The following is a 22,301-nucleotide window of genomic DNA, read 5'->3' as shown; positions in this document are numbered from 1 at the left end:
GCGAAGCCCCGAGAGCGTCTGAGTATACTGATGATTTCTACAGAGTAAAAAAATATGAATTCCGGTTATTGTTGCGATGGATCTTTCGCAAATACCCAGAAATGGATCTCATAGTATGAAGTTTTATCAGGATTTGAAACCGGTGATGCACTCAGGTTGACAGATACCTTCTCAAATGCATACCGGTATTGAATGGTAGTTTTATTTTCTGTCTCAGAAATCGTCCCGCGGTCATTTGAAACAGTCAATTCCGTTTCTGACGTATCATAACCAACATTTGATGGACGATATCCGTGAATTTCTGTCGCCTTATCGTCAATTTTTATAGTATTCATATCACCGATTTTTATTTTTCTTGTCGTTGATTTTCTAAATCGTTCATTAATGCTAGGATCAAAAGCCAAGGTTATTGTTTCATCGTTTTCAGGTAATTGAACCGGGTAATAAATTTTGGATGGGTCTTTTAATATATGGGAATCATTTTCATTGTCTGACTGTATAAGCCCCGTTCCTTCGTATTCTGTTATTTGTGTTTGCGTATTCTGTAATTCATTAAGTGGAATTAATGTGGATCTGAATCTGATACCTTCGATAAATATGGATGTTTTATTGAGGTTCAATTGAAGTCTTTCTTCGGACGAATCGGTTTGTGGAAGAATAAATGATCCGCTACGAATTATTTGATTACCCGCAAAGACCTCGTAGAAATAGTCTGTATTTTCCTTGTTGTGGGATACAACGGTAAACGAAAAATTCACCGGGTCATTCTCGTTGATGATGGCCGGGAGTGTCTGGTGGTTCTCAAAATACAACTCACTAAAGCCCGAACTGGAAGAGAACATCCCTCCTGCAAAAATGAGAAATGCTCCGACGATAATAATACCACAGATACAGGCCCCCACCAGCCCGTAAACGATGGTTCTTTCACTGGGTTCCATTGACATCTAAACGTATATTTACGCTGAGAATGATAAATACTGTCTCAATTTGATAATAATTAACGGATAACACTATGATTGGGAAAAATTCTCCAGCCTGCAAAAAAACCGGAATGAAGTTTCTTGATCTCGGTATTATCGTCATCTATATTATTGTCACATCCGTCTTCATCCTGTTCCCCCCCTTCAATGAATCGGTTTTCCGCCCGGTACTGGCGTTTCCTCTGGTTTTTTTTGTTCCCGGATACGTATTGGTTTCAGCATTATTTCCCATGAAAACAGAACTGGATCCTTATGAACACATTGCACTCAGCATCGGAATGAGTATCTGTATCGCGATCTTCACCGGATTTTTCCTCAACTACACCCCGTATGGTATCCGTATCCCTTCGATAGTATTCTCTCTGTCGGCAATTACACTCGTCCTGACCGCCGTATGTGCGATCAGGAGAATTTCCCCTAAAAAAAATAATACGGATTCAGATATTCCCCCGGAACACCTGTGACATTGATCTAAAATGAAAAAAACAGGAAAACAATACCATAATTATTCAAAAGATACCGGCACAGGAATGATACCATGATTGATGTCCTGCAGGCAATAATCCTTGGAATTGTCCAGGGAATCGCAGCCTGGATCCCGGTAAGCAGCAAAACCCAGGTAATCCTTGTCGGGAAGTTTTTTTTCAACCTTGATTTTGAGACTGCACTATCTTTTGCACTTCTTGTGCATATCGGCGATCTCCTGGCCTCGCTCTATCTTTTCCGAAAAGAGATCCTTGGTTTTATTCATATCCAGCCCAGAATATCTGACCTGCGTGATATGAAAAACGCAGACCCCGAACGGAGTCTTTTCTGGTTTGTTGCCATATCCGTGATCTTTTCAGGACTTGTCGGGCTTCCCCTCTATCTGTTAACAAAAGAGGGTTTTTCCGATCTCCCTGGAACACTGTTCCTTGCAGTTGTCGGAGGAACTCTTGTTCTTCTTGGAATCATCATGTGGATTTCCTCCTGTAAGGTATCAGGACCGGATAATCCCGGACTAAAAAACCGGATCACTCTTCTTGATACGATTATCACCGGTAGCGCCCAGGGACTTGCCGTAATGCCGGGTATAAGCCGCAGCGGCATAACGGAAAGTACCTTATTGCTCCGGGGTTATACCCCGTCAGAGGCAATACGGCTGTCATTTATCATGAGCATACCCATGGTGATACTCGCGATTGGGACATTTTTCCTGCTTGAGGGTATCGGCTCGTTAACGATCCCGGTTGCATTGGCAGGAATAGCGGCATCGTTCATTGCAAGTTTTGCCATGATGAATTTTATGCTCGCACTTGCACAGAAGGCAAAATTCTACTACTTCAATATTGCAATTGGCCTGCTTGCAATGACACCCCTTCTCCTCCAGATGATAATCTCTTAATTTGATGCATCGCGGGAAACCGCCTAAAACAGCGTTGAGAATTGCCGGTTATACAAGCAGGAATCATCTATATTTATCGGATCACAACAAAAGCTGATACAGGAAAAACAATGGAGACTCCCTCTGGCCCCGGATACATGTTCGATGTTTCTGTACTATTGCCAGCACTCGATGAAGAGCGCACCATTGGTGAATGCATACAAAAAATCCAGATCGTTTTTCACGACAACGCAATCAACGGAGAGATCATCGTCCCCGATGCCTCAACCGACTGCACCGCAGATATTGCCCGGTCTCTCGGTGCAGTGGTAATCCACCCGGAAAAAAAAGGGTACGGGAATGCCTATCTTGAAGCATTCCGTCATGCACAAGGCCGGTACATCATTCTCGGTGATGCAGACAATACCTACGATTTTTCCGAGATCCCAAAACTCATTGCCCCGCTGAAAAACGGTGCCGATTTCGTTATCGGGTCCCGCTTTAAGGGAGCCATCCATCCCGGCGCCATGTCCCCGCTCCACCGGTACATTGGCAATCCCGTTTTGACATGGATGGTCAATGTGATCTTCCATACGAACTACTCGGATACGCACAGCGGTTTTCGGGCAATCACCCGCGAGGCACTCGACCGGCTCAACCTGAAGACCGGGGGTATGGAGTTCGCGTCCGAGATGCTGGTGATGGCCTCAAAGGAACAGCTGAAGATCGAGGAAGTGCCCATTGATTATTATCCCCGGATTACTCCCTCAAAACTGCACAGTTTTGCCGATGGGTGGCGACACGTCCGGTTTGTCCTCCTGATGCGACCCCTCCCGTTTATCGCGGTCCCGGGTATGGTCTTCTCCGTCATCGGCCTGCTCCTTATGGCTTTTTTTTATACGCAGGGCAACATCGAATCCTCCCACCTTCACACGTTCATCCTTGGGGCGATCATGGTGATGGGTGGTCTTCAGGTGATCCTCACCGGGTTCTTGATGAAGACCTATTCCGTTGTCCACGGGTACGGGAGAAAAACCGGTCTCATCGGACTGCTGATGAATTACCACAACCTGGAGAAGTTCATCCTTGCCGGGTCCGTTCTCATCCTTGCCGGCATTCTGTTCGGTATCAGTATTCTTATCCGCTGGATCTCGGTCAATTTCGGGGAACTCTCCCAGATCTCTACCGCAATTGTCTCCCTTGTGTTCATCGTGAGCGGTATCCAGATCTTCCTCTTTGCCGTCTTCCAGAGCATGATGCTCCTGAATGAAAACGGGAATTCTCCGGGTCAGCCATGAAGATCGCCTTTGTGTATGATGTCATCTACCCCTACGTAAAAGGAGGCGTGGAAAAGCGGGTATGGGAGCTTGCCACCCGGCTTACTGCCCGCGGCCACGAGGTCCACATCTTCGGGATGAAATTCTGGGACGGGGACGATGTCCGTGTCCAGGATGGCGTGATCCTCCACGGGGTATGCCCGGCAAAAAAACTCTATGTGCATGGGAGGAGGTCTGTCTGGGAAGCACTGTATTTCGGGATGCATCTCATCTGCCCTCTTGCAAAAGAACGGTTCGATATCATTGACTGCCAGCAGTTCCCCTATATCCCCTGCATCCCCGTAAGACTCATTTCCATCATTCACAGGATCCCGTTAGTGATCACGTGGCATGAGGTGTGGGGAGATTACTGGGAGGAGTACCTGGGATTCAAGGGAGTATTCGGAAAGGCAACCGAACGGTACATTGCATCCTTTGGATCGCCGGTTATTGCTGTATCCTCAACAACCGCCAGCCGGTTCAGGAAAGAATTTGGCCGGCAGCCGGACCGTATCATTCCCAACGGGATCGATCTCGCGCATCTGGAATCGGTGCCCCCCTCACCTGCAAACACTGATATCATTTTTACCGGGCGGCTGATCAAAGAAAAAAATGCCGGCCTGCTTATTGACGCGCTGACTATCATGATCTCTGATGAACCCGACCTGACGCTGACAATCATCGGGGACGGCCCCGAAGGGGATACGATCCGTTCACAGGTCCGCGACCTTTCGCTTGAGAAAAACGTTACAATAACCGGGTTCCTGGAAAACCACGATGAGGTTATTGCCCTGATGAAATCATCAAAAGTGTTCGTCCTCCCCTCGACCCGGGAGGGTTTTGGGATCGCGGCACTCGAGGCACTCGGGTGCGGCCTCCCGGTCGTCACGATCGATCATCCGGCAAATGCGGTCTGCGACCTGATCACAGGAGAGACCGGGGTGATCTGCCCCCCCACTCCGGAAGATCTTGCCATTGGCATCAGGAAGGCCCTCCGTCACCATGAACAGATGCGTGATGCCTGCCGGGCCGCAGCGGAGGGCTATGACTGGGACCGGATTGTCGATCAGGCTGAGCATTATTACCAGTCCCTGATCGATCACCGGATCACATAATCAGCCGGAACCGGTAATCGTGTTGCCGTTTTGCACATCCGTTTCGGTCACGGTGACATACCGTGTCGTGCCGATAATATGATAGGGTCCGGTTGCCCTGACGTCGGCAGCGCTCCCTTCCGTGGCATAGGGGACAATGAATTCGCCGCCACTGCTTTCCTGCCGGTACACAAAAGTACGGCCGGTATTCGTGACAAGGGGGAGCTCGATGACTCCATCACCGGGGATATGGGCACCGCTGACGTACTCAAAGACCTTCACGAGCCGGATATCCGGAAGAGGGCTTCCCGTTGCGCTCCCGAACAACTGGACGGAAAGGTTGGTGGGCGATTCGTGGACGAGCCGGTAATGAGTCAGCGCCGGCACCTTCTTTATTGGCTGGTAGGGCACGCTTGAATAGATATCCGCATACGTTGCTCCGGGTGTCAGGATGGATCCTTCGGGTGATGTGGTCATCTGCTCCAGCGATACATTCACCGTCTGCGTGCCGGTGATCACCCGCGCCAGTCCGCCAACCTCCGCAGTCGTGCCGGAATCCGGGACTTTTCGTATGGTATACCGGGTATATTGTGCTGTATCGGGAAGCACCATGGAACCGTCAAACACCTGGAGCCTGACGATCATTGACTGGAAATATGCGTCACCAAGCAGGTGGGTCTTTGTTAATCCCGACGGACTTGTCGTGTCCTGGATGAAGAACCAGTAGATATAGGGAGAGATCTCTTCAGTGTAATTCACCCAGGGAATCAGCGCCGGGAATGTATCCGTTGCCGTGCCAAGGTCGGTGATCACATAACGGCCTTTGAAGGTTGTAAGGATTTTATCTGCGGATTCCTCGCTTCCTGAGAGAAAGAATGCTGCCGCACCGTCATTCCCCCCAAGATTATTCTGGAACGGGTTGGTGATTGGTATACGGTGTGAAAAGAAGGTAATTTTGTGACCATTTTCCCATGGTGCCATGATCCCGTACGATGCGTTGGGATAGGTGAATGTCTGACGGTCATACTTCTGGAAGTAATCGACCATTGGAGAAGGCGTGGAAGTCTTCAGCCATTCCATCGTCTCGATCCAGTCTCCGGATATCTGGTTACCGGGAGTACCGATCACATACTTAATATCCTGCCCGAGAGATGTCGCAACCACCACTATCGTGATAATGATGACTACGATAAGGATAACGTGTTTGAGTATTGCCAGCGGTTGCATCCCGGCTCCGGATACGTGAGCAGGTTTTTTTGTTTTTCGTTCTTTTCTTGCGACCGTCTCAGTCGCTTTCCCCGAAGCATGGTGGCCGGAAACCCGTGAGATCCATGCTGAGAACATCGCCCCTGCAGGATCCCATGACCAGCGGACGGTCCCGGTTATGCAGATCGCTGCCAGGAGTGCAACCGGCACGGTCAGGTATAACTGGAACCGCTGATGGGGGATGGTCATGAGGAATGTTACGGCAAACCACGTGATGAGAAAAATATGCTCGTTTCGCCGGTTCCTCACCAAATACCAGATGAGGATGACCAGGCCTCCTGCCATGAGGAGGAGAGCAAGATTGAATGTTTCATACGCTGCGGAAAATGTCCATGGGATTGTTTCTCTCACGGTTGTGGAGTATACTGAAAAACCACTCCAGACCAGGGAGACCGCCTGGTCCTTGATGGTCTGGAGTGCCGGGAGGACCTGGACCAGGGCAACTCCTCCAACGACAATCCCGGCCAGGGACAGGAAATAATGCACACGGTTCCTGTGGAATATCCTCGTGAAGCCATAGAACAACACCGTTTCTGCAATCAGTCCCAGCATCACGAACACGTGTCCCGCCGAATAGACCGTCAGGGAGAGACCCACCTGGCGGAACCCGAAGAGGGTCTCAAGAAGCGCGATACAGGAAAAGGACAGGATGTTTACGAGAAGGAGATAGTCAGATCGTTGCCCGGAAGTGAAATCAGCGATATACTGTATGAATGTATAGATACCGACCACGAGCAGGGCGATAAGGGCCGTGGGTGACGTGAGATACCCGAGGAAGTACAGGGCCCCCGCAAGAACTGAGAGAAGAACGGGGGTAACCAGGGTTTTTACATTTTTCAGGTCGACCGGGTTCTCCCTGATGAATAGCAGGGCAGAGATGTATGCGAGGAAGAAGAGTGTTGTAAAGAATGTTTCAGCAATATGGTGGTCAACCCACCCATAGGAAGACTGGCAAAAATATCCATACGAGAGAATGGAAACGAGACCCGCAGCGACAAGCCCGGTCTTCCAGTCCCGGATCAGTTTCCCCAGTCTGTAGGTGACCGGCACCATGATCGCGGCCATGATGGGTGAGACCCACCCCGCGATGTACACAATATCTGCCCGGGTCGATGCACCGAAGGCCAGGCAGAGGACTGACGCAAGGAACGGGTACAGCGGGCCCCAGTCGATGGATTTTCCCGCGGGATATGCCGTCATGGGATCGAACCAGTAATAGGCAGGGAAGTCTGCAACCATCACTTCGACTTGTCTCAGGGTATACCAGACATCGGCCCCGTTGCTGGAAAAGAATCCCTGGTCCTGGATAAACAATGCCGGGATCATCCGCAGCGCAAGAGCAATGATCATGAACAGGATGAGCAGGGAAACGATCAGGATCGACTGGTTTTTCTTATTCGTGATAAAATCCATGGTCCCTGTCCTGTTTTCCGATGTGCAAAGATATTCTGAAGAATAGTAATGAAGGTTACGAAACCTCCCCGGCCTGAGGTTGTTACCGGATATAGATAATTCCCTTCACCTCATTTACGCTCATGCCCGGTGTGAGCCCGCTCCCGTACATGATCTCGATCGCTTTTTTGTCGGCATAGGTCAGGTTGGTATTCGTATTGTTCCCGCTGTAGAAGACACTGTCAGGGTATGTATCAGAGTCCCCGGCAACCCCCAGTTCGTAAAAGAGGCTGCGGATGAGGGTGTGGTTCCGCACGTCTCCTTTCAGGTTTGCGTTGATATAGACCGAACCCCTGGAGATCTTTGCGGCTGTAACACCATCCACTGAAAATTCCCGGGGCGTCCTCCCATCGGAGGCATTGATCGCGATCCCCCCCATTCCGCTCTCAGGGATGAACTTGATCGTGATATCCCCGGTCCCGCCCTGCTTGATCATCTCAGATATCTGGTTGGTCTTCGAGACGCTGTTGAATTCCCGCACCGCGTTCTCCAGCAACCTGGTGTCGGCATTGTTGTTGGCTGTCAGGGCGATGACGATACGGCCGTTGTTGTCTGTTGCATTCCAACGCTCGAGATTCGCATTGCCGGCACCGAATGCAAGGTCCAGGAAGTGCAGCCTGATATCATCCGATGATAACGCAGGAGTCTCCTGTGCCGCAGGTGTTTCCGGCACAGTCGGCGTCGGTGTCACAGGAGCCTGGGTGGCCACGGCCCCTTCTCCTGCGGATGGCCCGAGGGAGGGAAAACCCGGGAAGAGTGACGGTGATGAGGATTGACCGGGGGAACTGGCAGGAGAACCCGGTGACCACCCGGTGAAGATCCAGGCAAGACCCACGGCAATGATAAAGATTCCGGAGAGCAAGAATGCCCAGCCCGCTTTCATATATGTACGTTAATCCCCACGGATTTTAAGCCTGTTTATCCCAACCCGGGATGCAAACGGTGCCTCATACCGGCATACCCGTGTAGATGTTGTGCTTCGTTGAGACGATCTTCACGCGGACCTGTCCCGTCTCCTTTTCACAGTTGTACACCGATACCACCCGATTACGTGCGACTCCCAGCATCTCGCCATGGATCCAGCCCGGTGCACGGATCTCCACCGTCACCTTCTCTCCTTTTGAGAACGCGAGCGGGACAAACTGTCGCCTCACCGTGCCAAAGTCACGTTTCGCATCGAGCCGGAGGACAAGACCGGACTCTTTCTCCCACTGTTTTATGCTCCGGTTAAAGAACTGCCACCAGTTCTGGGCTTTCACACCTTTAGGTGACCTCCCGTACCGGTAGTGTTCGAACTTCTGGATACCGAGCGGGGGGAAACGCCTGCCTGCACCGCATTCCTGCGCAAACCGGATCAGTTTTGGGATCTCGGCATCGTTGATCCCCGGGATAAAGACCGGGGCAATGAGGAGGTCGATCCGGCTCTGTGCCACGCTTCGTGCAGCGTTCATTACCTGATCGATATCGAACCAGTCCACACCCGCAAGTGTTCGGGCGATTGCCGGGTCGATAGCATGAAGAGAGAGGTTGATCCGGTCGAGCCCGCCAGATTCGAGGGCAGCGATCTTCGCCGCGTCAAGCAGGGTACCGTTGGTCTGGAGCGATATGGTCTTCACGCACTCGATCCGGCGGAGTGCTGCCACCAGTTCCGGGAGCCGGTGGTACATGAGCGGCTCGCCCGGGGAATCGATGTGGCACTCAACACCCTCCCCCTTGAACTGTGCGATCTCCTCAACGGCACCGAGCAGGTATTCCATATCCACTTCGTAGCTGGTGGCCCGGGTTTTTGATTCCGGCCCGGCATCCACGGAACAGAACGGGCAGTTTAAGTTGCAGCCACAGCTCGGGCGCACCTGCAGGATGTTTGTGCCCCGGTCAATGATGCCAAAATAGAGGGAACCGAGAAGGGGGATCTCCGATTCTTCTGTGATCCTGACGTGGGCCATGAAGGGGGGCGTCCACCGCCCGGTCAGGGACTCCCCTGCCGGAGCCGGTACCCGATCCACTCACCCTTGTCGGGGACTGGTGCCGGGTTCTCGATATGCGCAAAAACAAACTCAAATGCGTCGTGGTCCACGACGCTCCTGCCGCTCTTCTCGCAGTACCGCACGAACGCATCGTACATCTGTTCAAACGGGACGCGGGCGCCCGGGTCTGCGACCAGTACGTCCTCGTGGAACTTCCAGATGCCCTCGAACTCGATATCTTCGTCCACGAGCGGTTTTGCAAGGATCTGGTCCACGGCCTCTACTGCGTCCTGCTGGCGGGACATTTTCTGGAGATCGCGGTAATAGTCGGCAACAAGCGTGAGCCCCTGGCGGAGGTCGTTTAAGTCCTGCTCAAGGCCTTTTATCTTCTGCTCAGTACCGTTGAGCTTGTCATCTGTATCCATTGCTTATGTTTCATTCTTTCTTTTCAGGCATTATAATGCCTGCGATTGCCCAAAAAAAGACCAGTACGGTGACATTCTCCGTTCAGTCCCGGCGGGAGAGCACCTGGCCGGCATACACGCACTGGCCGTACGAGACGCAACCATCGCCGGGCGGGTACTCCCGGTTCGTTATGCAGGCAAGTCCCTGCGATGCGATCTCGCGCTCGATTGTCGTCCGGATTGCATGGTTGTACGCGACCCCTCCGCTGAGCGCGACCGTCTTCATGCTGTCCCGAATGGCTGCACGGATGGCCATCCGTGCAATTCCCCGGGCAAGGTTGTACTGGAACGAGGCGGCGATATCCCGGATTACCCGGCGGTCCCCGGGTGCAGCAAGTACCTTCTCAAGTGCCGTTGCCATGAGCGCCCGGCTGGACAGGGTCTCGCACCCGTCCCGTGTTGAAAATGCAAGATCCCATGCTTCCGCGTTCCCCCCGGCAGCAGCCGACTCCAGTTTCATCGCAGGTTCGCCATCGTACGTCCGTTCCCGGCAGCAGCCCAGTAAGGCCGAGGCTGCATCGAGCACCCGGCCGGTGCTCGTGGTCTGCGTAACATTGAACCCCGAAGCGACCTGCTTTTCGAGCACGCCCAGCTCCACGTCCGACCAGCCACGGGAGGCAAGGATTGACCTGACCCGCTCGTCCGGCAGGATGCCGTAGAGCATCCGCTCCGGGAACTTTGTTGCAAGGTCCCCACCGGGCATCGCCACCGGTTCAAGGTGGGCAACCCGTTTCAAGTCCGGCACCTGCCCGGAGAAGATCTCGCTGCCCCAGACCGTCCCGTCGTCCCCGTATCCCACGCCATCGATCGCGATGCCGATACAGGGCTCCGTGGTTGTTGCGGCGATATGGGCCCGGTGGTGCTGGACGGGAATCAGTTCGAGATCGTGCTCCGACGCGATCTCCCGGGCGAACCGGGTGGAGAGAAACTGCGGGTGGAGGTCGTGGGCGACTACATCGAACTTCGCACCGAGGATCCGCTGGAGGTTTCGGACAGTCTCCTCCAGGTATTCAAGCGTTGCGGGATTCCTGACGTTCCCGACATGAGGAGAGGTGACGGCAAAACCGTTCCGGTAGATGGTTGCGTTCGCGTTCAGTTCGGGGCCGACACCAAGGATGCATTGCTTCCCGAGACCGATCGCTGTCCGCTTCGGTGCTATCCCGCGGGAGAGCCGGATGATGTACCCGTCCCGGAATACCGAGTCATCGCACCGGTTCACGATCTTCCGGTTGTGAATGAGGAAGAAATCGGCATCGCGGGAGAGTTTCGCCATCGCGACATCAATCTCCGTGATCATCGGGTAGCCGGGCATGTTTGCGCTCGTCATGATCAGGAGCGGGTGTACCAGGTGCGAGAAGAGGAGGTGGTGGAAGCCGGTGTACGGGAGCATGCAGCCTATGGTATGCAGGTTGCTTATCGTGGAATGAGCAGTCGGGTCGCGTTTGGCGAGCACGGCAATCGGGTGGACGGGGCTCTGGAGGATCTTACGGTCTTCCGGTGAAACAACGGCCATCTGGTCGAGGTGGTCCGGCCGGACCATGATCGCAAAGGGCTGCTCAATCCGGCCGAGCCGGTGTTTGAGCTTGTCAGCCGACTCCTCAACACACGCGAGGTGGAACCCGCCGATCCCCCGCATCGCGAGAATGAACCCGGCGTCGAGTAACCGGGCCGCTTCCTCAACGGGATCGTGGCAGTCAACCGGATGGCCGAGCTTGTCGAAAAGAGATAGTTCCGGCCCGCATCTTGCGCACGCGATGGTCTGCGCATGGTGGCGTCGGGAGTGCGGGTCGCCATATTCCCCGGCGCATGCCGGACACGTCGGGAACTCCGCCATGGATGTCCGTTCGCGGTCGTACGGTATCTCGCGGATGATACTGTACCGTGGGCCGCAATTGACACAGGATGTGGCCCAGTAGTTCTCGTACCTGCCACCGTGCGTGAAGATGTCGGCAATGCACTCATCGCAGATCGCGATGTCGGGCGGGATCATGCCCGAGAATGAACCGGTCCCGCTCGCGAGGATCGTAAACCCGTCCGGGATCTCTGCCCCGGTCTCCGTATTCTCCACGGAATCGATACGGGCAAGGGGAGGTCCGCGGGAGACTGCGGCAAGGAACTCATTAAAACGCGCGCCCTTTGCGAAAATCTCTACTTCGCTGCCGAGATTCTTCACCGTGCCGGCGATGCCCATCTCTGTTGCTTTTGCATACACGAAAGGGCGGAACCCGACACCCTGGACAATTCCCCGGACCGTAATTCTGCCTTTCTGCATAATGCTGTCGCAAAATTTTATTGATGCGCACAGCGATATAATGATAGGGTTTTCACCGTGCCGGGCCATATTCGCATTGTAAACGATCCTGTAGAGCTGGTCCCTCTCCTGATGACATTCAACGACCCATCATTCAAGAAGGTCTACGAACTCCTGAACAAGTCGTGGCTCACCGAGAAAGAGATACGGGGGCATATCGATAACGATTCCGTGCCGCTCTGTCTCCAGATCCTCAAGAAGGGCAACCTTGTCGAGGAGCAGTGGCGGATGCCAAAGCCGGGGGCAAAGCCCGAGAAGGAGTTCCGGGCCACCTACAACAAGTTCCGGGCAAACTTCCAGTGCAATCTCTCCGACCTCTCCGACATCCTCTATATCTCGCTCTCGAATGACGAGAACCTGCGGGAAGTGGTGGAGCAGATCGAAGGGGAACTCACCAGGGGCAACAGTTCCATCAACGACCTTTCCCGGAAATTCAATGTCAGCCCGGTCTTCATCAAGGGCCTGGCGAAACGGATCACCCACATGGATGTGAAGGGACAGGGACTGGTGCTGCTTGACACAGGGCGTTAAGGACCCCCTCTATTCTATCCTGCGGAGCAAGCGCGAGGTCTCGCGCCTCCAGATCCTCGTCGAGATTGCCGAGCACCAGCCGGCGGTCCGCCAGCAGGAGATTGCCGAGAAACTCGGCGTCACCCCGCAGGCGATCTCCGAGTACATCCGTGAACTTGTTGACGAGGGCATGGTCTCGGCGAGCGGGCGCGGCAATTACGAGGTAACGAAGTCCGGGATCGAATGGGTACTTGCCAATGCCGAGTCGCTCGAATCGTACGCCCGGCACATACGGCGCGACATCATCCAGCAGGTCTCGGTCTGGACAGCGATTGCAGCTGAGAACCTGAAGACCGGTGACGAGGTTGGCGTGTACATGAAGGACGGCTTCCTCTACGCAGCGAAGAAAGCGTCGGCTGCGACCGGTACGGCGGTCGCGGATGCAAAGAAAGACGAAGACGTCGGGATCGCGAAACTGAACGGGATCATCGTGCACCACGAGGGCGTGGTCCATGTCTGCAAGGTCCCGCGCATACAGCACGGCGGCTCGCGCAAGGTGCGCAGGGACAAGCTGCTGGAAGTCACGCGAAAGGCCGGCATTGTCGGTGCGGTCGGGCTTGAAGCCTATATCGCATTAAAGGCCGCGGGCCGGAAGCCCGACATGTTCTTCGGTGCACGCGAAGGCGTAATCGAAGCCGCGTTCCACGGGATTGACTGCGCAATCGTTGTCGTGGACGAGGAGTTCACGGATTTCTTAAAACGCCTGGAGAGCGTGGAGCTCGCATACGTAATCCACGACCTGATCGCCCCATGAAGATCATTGTCCAGCCCCAGAAAGGGGGGAGTTACAAACTTCTTTTTTACGATGGCAGGAACGTGCGCGGTGCCGGGTATGTCGAGCTCCAGGACACGCCCCGCGGCCCCCGGCCAACCAAGTACCGGGTGAAGTGGGGACAGAAGAAGGAGTACCGGCACACTCCCTCAAAGGACCTGGTAGCGAACCTCCGCGAGTCTGATGTCCGGCTGACGAAGCGGGACCACCCGTTCGAGACATTCCTGTCGGATTTCCAGGTGACCTCTGGCACCGTCAATGCCTGCCGTATGTGCCTCCTCGACGAGAAGTTCACGCCTCTCGATACGAACAACACGGTCCAGTTCGGCAAGAACGAGCACATATGCCTTGACTGTGGGCGGCGTGAGCTGCGCAGGGAGGTCTCGCATATCGGGCGGCTCGGGAGAGACGGGATTGCCCATCTCGAGCAGCTGCTCATCCAGTTCCGGAACCTCGACCGGGTGCTCGCCACTCTCAACCCCGACAAGATAACCATGGGGGCCGCCCTGTTCGACAAGCTCGAGGCGCACCCGGTGATGACAACGGCCCCGCTCGATGAGCTCCCGCTCCCCCGGCAGTTCATCGATGCGAGCGGCGTGAAACAACTGATGCCCGCCCAGCAGCTCGCGGTGGAGGCGGGGCTGCTCTACGGTAAGGGCCTGCTGGTTGTTGCGGCAACCGCAAGCGGTAAGACCTTTATCGGCGAGATGGCGGGGATGAAGAACTATCTCGAAGGCCGGGGACGGACGCTCTTTCTTGTCCCGCTCGTGGCGCTCGCGAACCAGAAGTACGAACGGTTCACGGAACGGTACGCGAAATTTGCAAAGACCGGGCTCCTGACCGGTGTGAGCCGGCTGAACCTGCCCGAGACCCGGAAGGTCGGGGACCGGAACCCCCAGGCCCCGATCATCGTCGGTACGTACGAAGGTGTGGACAATATGATCCGGCGCGGCCAGAGGATGCAGAATATTGCCACGGTCGTGATCGATGAGGTCCAGATGCTCGAGGACAAGGAGCGGGGCCACCGTCTCGACGGTATGATCGCGAGGCTGAAGTACCTCGCCCCGCAGGCGCAGTTCCTCTACCTCTCGGCCACGATCGGGTCGCCGAAGGTGCTGGCAAAGAAACTCAACTGCACGCTGGTCGTGTACTCCGAACGCCCGGTCGGGCTCGAACGCTACCTTCTCTTCGTGGAACGAAAACAGAAGATCCCGACCATCAAGCAGATGACGACCGACGAGTATAAGCGGACGTCTTCGAAGGGATTCCGCGGCCAGACGATCATCTTCACTAATGCCCGGGCCCGGTGCCATACGATCGCCGATGCCCTGGGCATCCGTGCCGCCGCCTACCATGCAGGGCTCAGTTCGGTGGAGCGACGGGACGTCGAGAGCCGGTTCCTGAACGGCAAACTGATGGCAGTCGTCACCACGGCAGCACTCGGTGCCGGGGTCGACTTCCCGGCCTCGCAGGTGATCTTCGATGCCCTAGCGATGGGCAGGGACTGGCTCTCGGTCCAGGAGTTCAACCAGATGGCGGGCCGGGCCGGCCGGCCGGACTTCCATGACCTCGGCCGCGTTGTGATCCTTGCAGAACCCGGCGGCAGTTACTCGCGGGAGAACCCTTTCACGGAAGAAGAAGTGGCAATACGGCTCCTCAAGGGCGAGATGGAGGAAGTGGCACCCGAACACGACTTCGAGCAGAGCTCGGAGGAGTACGTGGCAAACGCCATTGCCTGCGGTGGTGAGGAAGCGGATCTCAACCGCATTAATACGATGATGGTCGGGAGCATGGAACCGGTACTGCCGGACCTTATCGCCAACAAACTCGTGGAAAAACATGGAACGAGGCTTGTCATGACCCCGCTTGCCCGCGTCATGGCGGAGCACTTCATCGGCATGGAGCGGCTGCTGGAAATCATCCGGCTGACAAAGACAATGAAGGATCCCGTGGAGATCATCGCAGAACTGGAGAGCGAGGACGTACACACGGAGAAGAAACCGGACCCTAAAAAACAGAAGGAGAAGGCCCGGTCCGGACGTAAACGCCGGTAGAGCGGATAATTGTAAAAATACGCCAGATTTTGTATTAAACGGGAAATCCGGCTGTTTTAATCGCGATTTTTTTGATCCAATATTTTATATTTGGTGCCAGTCAATGCATGACTATGGGCATTCCAGAGGAGCAGGAACTCCAGATAAAGAAGGACATCAGGTACCTTACCCGCACCCTGACTCCGGACAACCTCAAAGGGGATGTGATGTTTGCCACGGAGCGGGGGATCCGGTCCTGTACCCCATCGTTCGAAACGCATCCCGTCAACGGCACCGCAGTCCGTGAGCGGCTGAAACGGGTGAAGCCACCGGAAGAGGAATAATTACTCTCTCTTTTTGTAGCATCCCTGTCAGGTCTTTTACGGTGCTCATGGGAATATACCTGATGAGATCGTGCGCTACCAGGAAAAAATCCTGTGTGCCTGATAGGTTCAGATAAAGAGAATACGGATCTTATTTTGCCGTTGACCGGCACACCCACAGATCATAGATCGGGTCGGCCGGGTTCTCGGTTATGTCCACATCTCTCCCAAGTTCCTCTCCCCAGCTTTTGATGAGCCGGGCCTCCGGCTCCGTCCCGACGGTAATGAGCGTCTCGCGGGATACCGCGAAGAGCTCGCGTATGATCTGCTCCCACATATCCTGCGAGAAACTGTTGATCTCGCCCAGCATGATCCCGATGCCTTTTTGGACGGGTTCAATATACGCGGATGTCTTCATAGCATCGATCCACATGGTCTCTTCCGGCAGCAGCCTCCCGGTCGAGAGACCGAGGGAGAGGAGCGCCTCGTCATTGTCATACGAGAGGGGGGAGAACCCGAGGTCCCGGAGGACGAGCGAACCGACACCGGACCCGCAGCAGGCGTCGACGCAGGTCTCGCCCGTCCCGGGTTTCCAGAACCCCCTGATGAGTGCCGTGAGGATGCCCCTCCGCGTGGGGTTGAGGTCCTCGATGGAAGGCGCGACCTCCGCTTTCAGTGCAAGACTGTAATATTCCCGGACTGCGGCTGCCCAGTTTGCCCGGTCCTCCTGGTAGATTTCCCCATTGAGGTTCTCGAACTTCTCGATGAGGATTGCCGTAGGGTTCCTGTTGAGGAACGATCCGGTGACCCAACAGTCGCCGTTCTTAAAGGCAAGGGCAATCGGGTCTTCTGTTTCGTCCAGCAGAAGCCGACCCTCTTCTCCCCCTGCAAGTGTCAGCGTGTCGTTATACCGGGGATCCGGGAGCACCGAGAACTGAGGTTCGACAAACACGATCTCATCAACGCCAAGGATCTCTGCGGCTTTCATCGGATCAGTTCCCCCGTTCAATCCGCAGGCCGTGCGGTGCCTCGATCGTCCCGTCCACCTTTGCTTCTTCGTGGAGAACGATCGACTTCGCCTTTACATCGCCGAGGATATGGGCACCTTTCCTCACGTAGACCGTCGAGCCGCTCTCCACGTTCCCGTGGACCGTGACGCCTTCGACCACCGTGATCCGGTTCTTCGCACGGAGGCTCCCGAAGATCACCGTATTCTGCTGGACATCGATGGATCCTGCCCGGATATTCCCGTGCAGCCGGCAGCCCTTCCCGATCTTCATCGTGGAGGGGACCGCGAAGAGCTTCATGTTCAGTTTCGAGCGGGCGGGGATCATGAGCGGGATCTCCATCTTCTCCTCTTCTTCAGAGAAGAGGTCGTCAAGGATCCGGTCGAGCTCCTTCTCGTTCTCGATATGGAGGAGGGTCATTAAGTAGATGATGATAAACATGAAGACCGGCATCGGGTTCCGGATCTCGATGTTGCCCTTTGCCTCAAAGCCATCTTTGATCTCGACTTTCTCGCCGATATCGAGCGTCCCCGCTACCGAGAGTTTCCCGTTGATCGTCACGCCCTCCCCGATATAGGCGTCCTCTTTTGCAACCACATCGCCGCCGATCACGGACCAGTTCCCGATCCGGGTGTCGCCGTTTGCCCAGACATACTCGCGGATCTTCGAGGACTCGCCCACGAAGACGTTGTTGCCCCGGAGCCCGTAATCGATCTGGCAGAACTCGCCGATCACGATGTTCCGGTCGGTCTTGATGCTGTGTTCCTGGAGTTCTGTCCCGTCAGGGAGCAGGCAGTGGTTATGCCAGTCTTTCACGGTTCGTTCTTTCATGCATCACCTGGTAGTGCCGTTCAGGCCCCGAACTTGTGGGATTTGTTGATCAGGTCGAGGGCGATCGGCAGGAGGTCGACTCCACGGATCCGGTTGAGCCCGCCCTTTGCACACGTGAATTCATCGTAGCGCACCACGTCGTCCACCCGCACCCCCTCGCCCCGGATCAGGACCGGGACCGGGTCTGCGGAATGGTCCTTGATGCATGCGGGAGTCGAGTGGTCACCGGTGATGATGATGAGGGTATCCTGTAATCCCAGCAGGGGTTCGAGGAGCGGATCGATCTTCTCGATGAAGGCCTTCTTCTGTTCGGCAAGGCCGTCGTGGCCGGACTCGTCGGCGCCCTTGATGTTCACCAGGACGAAATCTTTGGTCTTCAGTTCGTTTATCGCTGCAGAGACTTTACCGGCAATGTTGCTGTTCTGCGAGCCGGTGATGCCCGGTACCTCGACATGCGGGAGGCCGACTGCTTTACCGATCCCGGTGATGAGGCTTGCCGCCGCGATGACCGATCCCGACATGTCGTACTTCTTCTGGAAGGGCTCAAAGTCCCCCATCTCCCCGGCGCCCCGCATCAGGACGACATTGGCCGGGGCGAGCCCCTGTTTTACCCGTTCCTTGTTGGTACCATGGTTGAAGAGGATCTTCGTGGACTGCTTCACGAACTCGTTGCAGGCCGCAGCGGTCTTGTCTTCCTTTGCCCCCTCCTTAAGTGCCTTTATCGTAAGGGGCGCAACGCCCTCCTTCTTCGGGTCGTTCGAGGAGACACAGTGGCTCAGCCCCTCACCTTTGAGTGCAAGCGCAGCGCGATGCCCTGCACCCGAGCGGAAAACGAACTCAACCCCGAACTTCGAGAGGTCGACCCCGTCCTGTATCGCTTTACTGAGTGCAGCAGTGTCATGGATCCGTCCTGCCCGGCGGTCGGTGACCAGTCCCTGCGGGGATATTGTTGCATAGTTGCAGCGGAACCCGATCATCCCCGCTTTCATATCGATACCGGTGCCAACACATTCGAGCGGGCCGCGACCCGTGTAATACGTGTACGGGTCGTAGCCAAGCAGGGCAAGGTGGGCTGTATCGGATCCCGGGCGGACACCGGGTGCAATGGTGTCCATGATCCCGCAGATCCCTTCGGCAGCGAGCTTGTCCAGGACAGGTTTTCTTGCCGCGGAGAGCGGCGTTCCGCCCCGGAGCGCCGGGCAGGGACGGTCCGAGATCCCGTCAAGGACGATGAAGAGGATTTTGCTTGCGGTCATTCGTATGGAATGGTTGGGTGGGAGGGGTAATTAGAGATGTGGTTGGGATGGGTTACATATCAGGACAATAGCGGGGGAATCTGAAAAAATGAATATGCAGACGCTCTCGGGGGTGTTGAGGGTCATCTGACCCGAGACAGGAGAAGAACCCACAGGGTTCTTCGACTCTCCCAGATCCGCAGTCGCTAGGGCATCCCCCGGTTGCGATATTCAGCCAGAAGGGTTCTCGGAAATTTTCCCGGACAACGTACTGCGTAGCGCAAAACCCGGCGAGGCGTTTTCCGCGTGAGGCATCGCCACAAAAAACCTGCATATCCTGTACAGGGATCCGGGTATACAAATGTACGGGACTGTTTTGAAACCCGAAAGAAATGATGGTTACCCAATCATCCCGACAGTAACATTCCTTCCCGGTACCTCTCAATGAACTCCGCCGGTGTCATGACCTCAGCCCCCGATCCCTGGAAATGCCGGGTATTGCCGGTCACGACGGGTACCTGCGAGTGGAGCGAGACTTCAATGAACGGGAGATCGCCGGGATCCGGGACCGTGCACGCGACCGGGAGGGGCGGGACGAATATGCCCTCCCGCTGGATAAACATGAGGATTTCCTGGACAGCATCTTCCGGGAAAGCGAACTTCTTCCGCCGCAGCACATCGGCATACTCATCGAAGATCCGTGTGTCGAGCACGAGGATCACGCTGCTATTGATAACGAGGTTGAGGACGCCGGCAGGAGCCCCGCGGCTTGAGAGCAGACCCGATACCAGCACGTTGGTATCCAGGACGATCTGCGGTACTCCCGTGTTACCGCCCCGTACGTACCTTGCGGATCTCCGCGTCTATCTCTTTCTCCGGCAGGTTGTCGAGCCCCTGGCCCCGGGCTGCCATACGGATCTTCTCAAGTGCGGTTGCAGCCTTTGCTCTCCGCAGGGAACCGAGCGTCTCTTCAAGATTTTCTCCCACGGCAACAACGATCGCCCGTGGTTTCCCGTTCACGGTGATCACAGCGTCATCGTTTGCCGGCAGTTCCCAGAGACGGGCCGGGTTTGAACGGATCTCGCGGCTTGAAATAAATTTCATGGTATGGCCCCTCAAATGTCCTGCATTATATCATGCATTATGGGTGCATAAGGGTTACGATCATGCCGTAGTACCTGTCCGGCACTATCGCATCGTCTCGGGGGAAGACTGCCGTTGCTTCAGCAAGGGCAGGCTGGAGAAGAGCCATCGGCTCTTCGACTCTGGTGGCACAAGTGCGGGGCGGGTGACCGGGAAAATCCGGGAGGGCCACTCAGACAGGACAAATTCAGGAACGTGGAATCACTGGGCCGTTCGTGTAAAGTCATCGCATTTCGATCGCGATCACGATCGCGACAAAAAATTTTCAACCACCCCCTCACCCCCCGCTCAAAAAATTTCAGCCAGGGTCTGCTCGATCGGTCCCGGCACCCACGCCGGAGAAAATGATTTGCTGTAAGTTGTACAACCGCGACGCGGATAATTAACCGTGCCGCGGTTGACGAACCGACACCCTGCGATCGCGATGAAAAATTTTTCATCGCACTTCCGATCGCGTTTAAATTTTTTCACCGCGATCAGGACCTCAGTTACCGGCCTGCGTCCGCTCATCCGGCACAATTGCCGAGAGCACCAGTGAGATGACTGAGAGCACGAGGCCTGCTACCATCGTGATATGAAACCCGGACAGGAATGTTACGGGATCGAGATCCGTGAAGGAAACAATCCCGCTGGCATTCGCGGTTGCGAAGGTGAAGAGCATCGCATAGATTGCCGTCCCGAGCACGCCGCCGAAATAGATGGTGGTCACCATCAGCGATGAGCCCGTCCCCTGCTCGCCCGGCGGCGTGCTCTCGATGATCCTGCTCGAGGCCGGCCCGGCAGCGATCCCGAATGCCACCCCCATCAGGACAAGCCCGGTAAGCAGGGGCACAATGCCGGACCCGGGAGAGAGAAACACGAAGACGGCACTGTAGAGGACGACAAATCCGCAGGAGGCAACGGCAAACGCCCGGCGGCCGCTCCTGTCCGACCACTTCCCGAACGGGACGCTGATAATGGCGATCACCGCCGGCGGGATCAGGAGATACAGGCCGCTTGTCGTAAGATCGAAGTGCATCTCCAGCGTGAGATAAAATGGGAGGAGGTACAGGACTCCCATGAAAATGACATTGACCAGCAGGTATGCGATGGTGACCGCGGTGAACCGCCACTTCGAGAAGATCCTTATATTCACAAACGGCTCCGGGGTCGTGAGCTCCCGGATACCAAACAGTCCCGAGCACAGCAGGCAGAGTGCACTACCGGCAAGGATTACCGGATCCGTTACACCCCGGGCTGCAACCTCCTCCAGCACAAAGGTACAGAAGACCATGGCACCAAAGAGCGTGACGGCGCCCGGGTAATCGAACGATGCCGGGCGGTCTTCCGGTTCATCGCCCGGGATTACCCTGGCTGCAAAGAGTATCCCCAGTATACCGATCGGAATATTGACCAGGAAGATCCAGTGCCATGAGAGGTACTGGGTGAGGATACCGCCGATTGCCGGCCCTGCTGCAAACCCGAGGGAGGCGGTCGCAGCGATAACACCAAGGGCTGTGCCGAGCATCTCTTTCGGGAGGTACCGGATACAGAGCAGCGGGGCAACGGCTGCGATCATGGCAGCCCCGGCTCCCTGCACGAGCCGTGCCGCGAGCAGGATGTCAAGCGTGGGGGCGATCCCACAGGCAACAGAACCGAGGGTGAAGATCACAAACCCCAGCAGGAACAGTCTCTTTGCCAGTCCCCGGTCCGCGAGTTTCCCGAAGACCAGCAGGAGCCCCGCCATCATCAGCAGGTAGGTGATGATCACCCATGCGATCGTCCCGGTATCCGTATCGAAATACGTGGCCATGGTCGGGAGCGCCACGTTCACGATCGAGCCGTCAATTCCGTCCATCACCACGCCGAGCGCTACTGCTCCCAGCAGGAGTTTCTGCCGGACTGGATCGGTGATGACGGAGGACATGGGGTACAGTATAGGAGGTAAAATTTCATTAAGATTCTCGAACCCTCCCGCAAGGGAGGGTGAGAGAGGAGAATGTCGAAAACCATCAGATTTGAGACAGAAGAAGAACGTTGTTCTTCGATCGAACGCATCGCGTTCTTCGACTTCGAAAATCATGAAGTTGGAGTGGTTCTGGCGAATGCGAGACCTTCATCAGAATCCGAATAGTTCTTCTGAACTACAAGGATGAGAAGAATTCATCAGAGTTCTTTGAATGTCGAGAAAGAGA

General features: G+C 55.5%; 20 protein-coding genes. 8 read left to right on the top strand and 12 right to left on the bottom strand.

The features are described from left to right. Positions 1 to 65 precede the first annotated feature (65 nt). Positions 66 to 944 (bottom strand): hypothetical protein, encoded by an 879-nt coding sequence (locus M0R30_RS08950; protein ID WP_292546019.1) that lies wholly within the window; start codon positions 942 to 944, stop codon positions 66 to 68. Positions 945 to 1,012: 68 nt separating this feature from the next. Between M0R30_RS08950 and M0R30_RS08945 the strand changes: the two genes are divergently transcribed. From M0R30_RS08945 to M0R30_RS08930, 4 genes are all read left to right on the top strand, one after another. After that, entirely contained in the window at positions 1,013 to 1,444 is a 432-nt protein-coding gene (locus tag M0R30_RS08945) for a DUF1616 domain-containing protein (protein ID WP_366513122.1), read from the top strand. A gap of 74 nt (positions 1,445 to 1,518) precedes the next feature. Then, positions 1,519 to 2,364 (top strand): undecaprenyl-diphosphate phosphatase, encoded by an 846-nt coding sequence (locus tag M0R30_RS08940; RefSeq protein WP_292546015.1) that lies wholly within the window; start codon positions 1,519 to 1,521, stop codon positions 2,362 to 2,364. A gap of 110 nt (positions 2,365 to 2,474) precedes the next feature. Next, a complete protein-coding gene (locus M0R30_RS08935) occupies positions 2,475 to 3,641 on the top strand; it encodes a glycosyltransferase family 2 protein (protein ID WP_292546013.1) in 1,167 nt (388 codons plus the stop codon). Then, on the top strand, positions 3,638 to 4,774 hold the full coding sequence (locus M0R30_RS08930; protein ID WP_292546011.1) for a glycosyltransferase family 4 protein: 1,137 nt from the start codon (positions 3,638 to 3,640) through the stop codon (positions 4,772 to 4,774). The genes M0R30_RS08935 and M0R30_RS08930 overlap by 4 nt, the downstream gene beginning before the upstream one ends. On the opposite strand, the gene M0R30_RS08925 is transcribed toward M0R30_RS08930, so the two are convergent. The 5 genes from M0R30_RS08925 to hypF all read right to left on the bottom strand — a co-directional run bounded on the left by M0R30_RS08925 (position 4,775) and on the right by hypF (position 12,174). Then, positions 4,775 to 7,432, bottom strand: coding sequence for an oligosaccharyl transferase, archaeosortase A system-associated (locus M0R30_RS08925; RefSeq protein ID WP_292546009.1), 2,658 nt, complete (start codon positions 7,430 to 7,432; stop codon positions 4,775 to 4,777). A gap of 82 nt (positions 7,433 to 7,514) precedes the next feature. Then, positions 7,515 to 8,354, bottom strand: coding sequence for a DUF2927 domain-containing protein (locus tag M0R30_RS08920; RefSeq protein ID WP_292546007.1), 840 nt, complete (start codon positions 8,352 to 8,354; stop codon positions 7,515 to 7,517). A gap of 64 nt (positions 8,355 to 8,418) precedes the next feature. Then, positions 8,419 to 9,417, bottom strand: a complete 999-nt coding sequence (locus M0R30_RS08915; RefSeq protein ID WP_292546005.1) for a radical SAM protein — start codon at positions 9,415 to 9,417, stop codon at positions 8,419 to 8,421. A gap of 23 nt (positions 9,418 to 9,440) precedes the next feature. Next, positions 9,441 to 9,863: a hypothetical protein gene (locus M0R30_RS08910; RefSeq protein ID WP_292546003.1), complete on the bottom strand. Its 423-nt coding sequence runs from the start codon at positions 9,861 to 9,863 to the stop codon at positions 9,441 to 9,443. Positions 9,864 to 9,945: 82 nt separating this feature from the next. Further along, a complete protein-coding gene (gene hypF, locus M0R30_RS08905; RefSeq protein ID WP_292546001.1) occupies positions 9,946 to 12,174 on the bottom strand; it encodes a carbamoyltransferase HypF in 2,229 nt (742 codons plus the stop codon). Positions 12,175 to 12,231: 57 nt separating this feature from the next. Between hypF and M0R30_RS08900 the strand changes: the two genes are divergently transcribed. The 4 genes from M0R30_RS08900 to M0R30_RS08885 all read left to right on the top strand — a co-directional run bounded on the left by M0R30_RS08900 (position 12,232) and on the right by M0R30_RS08885 (position 15,932). Then, positions 12,232 to 12,744 carry an ArsR family transcriptional regulator gene (locus tag M0R30_RS08900; RefSeq protein ID WP_292545999.1) on the top strand — a complete coding sequence of 171 codons (513 nt, stop codon included), beginning with the start codon at positions 12,232 to 12,234 and terminating at the stop codon, positions 12,742 to 12,744. Further along, on the top strand, positions 12,728 to 13,537 hold the full coding sequence (locus M0R30_RS08895) for a MarR family transcriptional regulator (protein ID WP_292545997.1): 810 nt from the start codon (positions 12,728 to 12,730) through the stop codon (positions 13,535 to 13,537). The genes M0R30_RS08900 and M0R30_RS08895 overlap by 17 nt, the downstream gene beginning before the upstream one ends. Further along, positions 13,534 to 15,609, top strand: a complete 2,076-nt coding sequence (locus M0R30_RS08890; RefSeq protein WP_292545995.1) for a DEAD/DEAH box helicase — start codon at positions 13,534 to 13,536, stop codon at positions 15,607 to 15,609. Before M0R30_RS08895 ends, M0R30_RS08890 begins: the two co-directional genes overlap by 4 nt. 113 nt (positions 15,610 to 15,722) lie before the next feature. Further along, positions 15,723 to 15,932, top strand: coding sequence for a hypothetical protein (locus M0R30_RS08885; protein ID WP_292545994.1), 210 nt, complete (start codon positions 15,723 to 15,725; stop codon positions 15,930 to 15,932). 130 nt (positions 15,933 to 16,062) lie between these two features. Here the strand turns inward: M0R30_RS08885 and M0R30_RS08880 are convergent, their stop codons facing one another. The 6 genes from M0R30_RS08880 to M0R30_RS08855 all read right to left on the bottom strand — a co-directional run bounded on the left by M0R30_RS08880 (position 16,063) and on the right by M0R30_RS08855 (position 22,033). After that, the gene (locus tag M0R30_RS08880) at positions 16,063 to 16,899 is read right to left on the bottom strand and encodes a hypothetical protein (protein WP_292545992.1); all 837 of its coding nucleotides are present in this window, start codon (positions 16,897 to 16,899) and stop codon (positions 16,063 to 16,065) included. A gap of 4 nt (positions 16,900 to 16,903) precedes the next feature. Further along, complete coding sequence (locus M0R30_RS08875; protein WP_292545990.1) at positions 16,904 to 17,749, bottom strand: polymer-forming cytoskeletal protein; 846 nt, start codon at positions 17,747 to 17,749, stop codon at positions 16,904 to 16,906. Between the two features lie 20 nt (positions 17,750 to 17,769). Beyond that, positions 17,770 to 19,005 carry a 2,3-bisphosphoglycerate-independent phosphoglycerate mutase gene (locus tag M0R30_RS08870; protein ID WP_292545989.1) on the bottom strand — a complete coding sequence of 412 codons (1,236 nt, stop codon included), beginning with the start codon at positions 19,003 to 19,005 and terminating at the stop codon, positions 17,770 to 17,772. Between the two features lie 386 nt (positions 19,006 to 19,391). Further along, entirely contained in the window at positions 19,392 to 19,790 is a 399-nt protein-coding gene (locus tag M0R30_RS08865; RefSeq protein WP_292546220.1) for a putative toxin-antitoxin system toxin component, PIN family, read from the bottom strand. 22 nt (positions 19,791 to 19,812) lie between these two features. Then, entirely contained in the window at positions 19,813 to 20,088 is a 276-nt protein-coding gene (locus M0R30_RS08860) for a hypothetical protein (RefSeq protein WP_292545987.1), read from the bottom strand. 523 nt (positions 20,089 to 20,611) lie between these two features. Beyond that, entirely contained in the window at positions 20,612 to 22,033 is a 1,422-nt protein-coding gene (locus tag M0R30_RS08855; RefSeq protein WP_292545985.1) for an MFS transporter, read from the bottom strand. Between the last annotated feature and the right edge of the window lie 268 nt (positions 22,034 to 22,301).

The organism is Methanoregula sp., from assembly GCF_023227875.1.
Lineage (GTDB): Archaea > Halobacteriota > Methanomicrobia > Methanomicrobiales > Methanospirillaceae > Methanoregula.
Note: the sequence above shows the minus strand (reverse complement) of the source record. Positions and strands in the feature narration are given on the sequence as shown.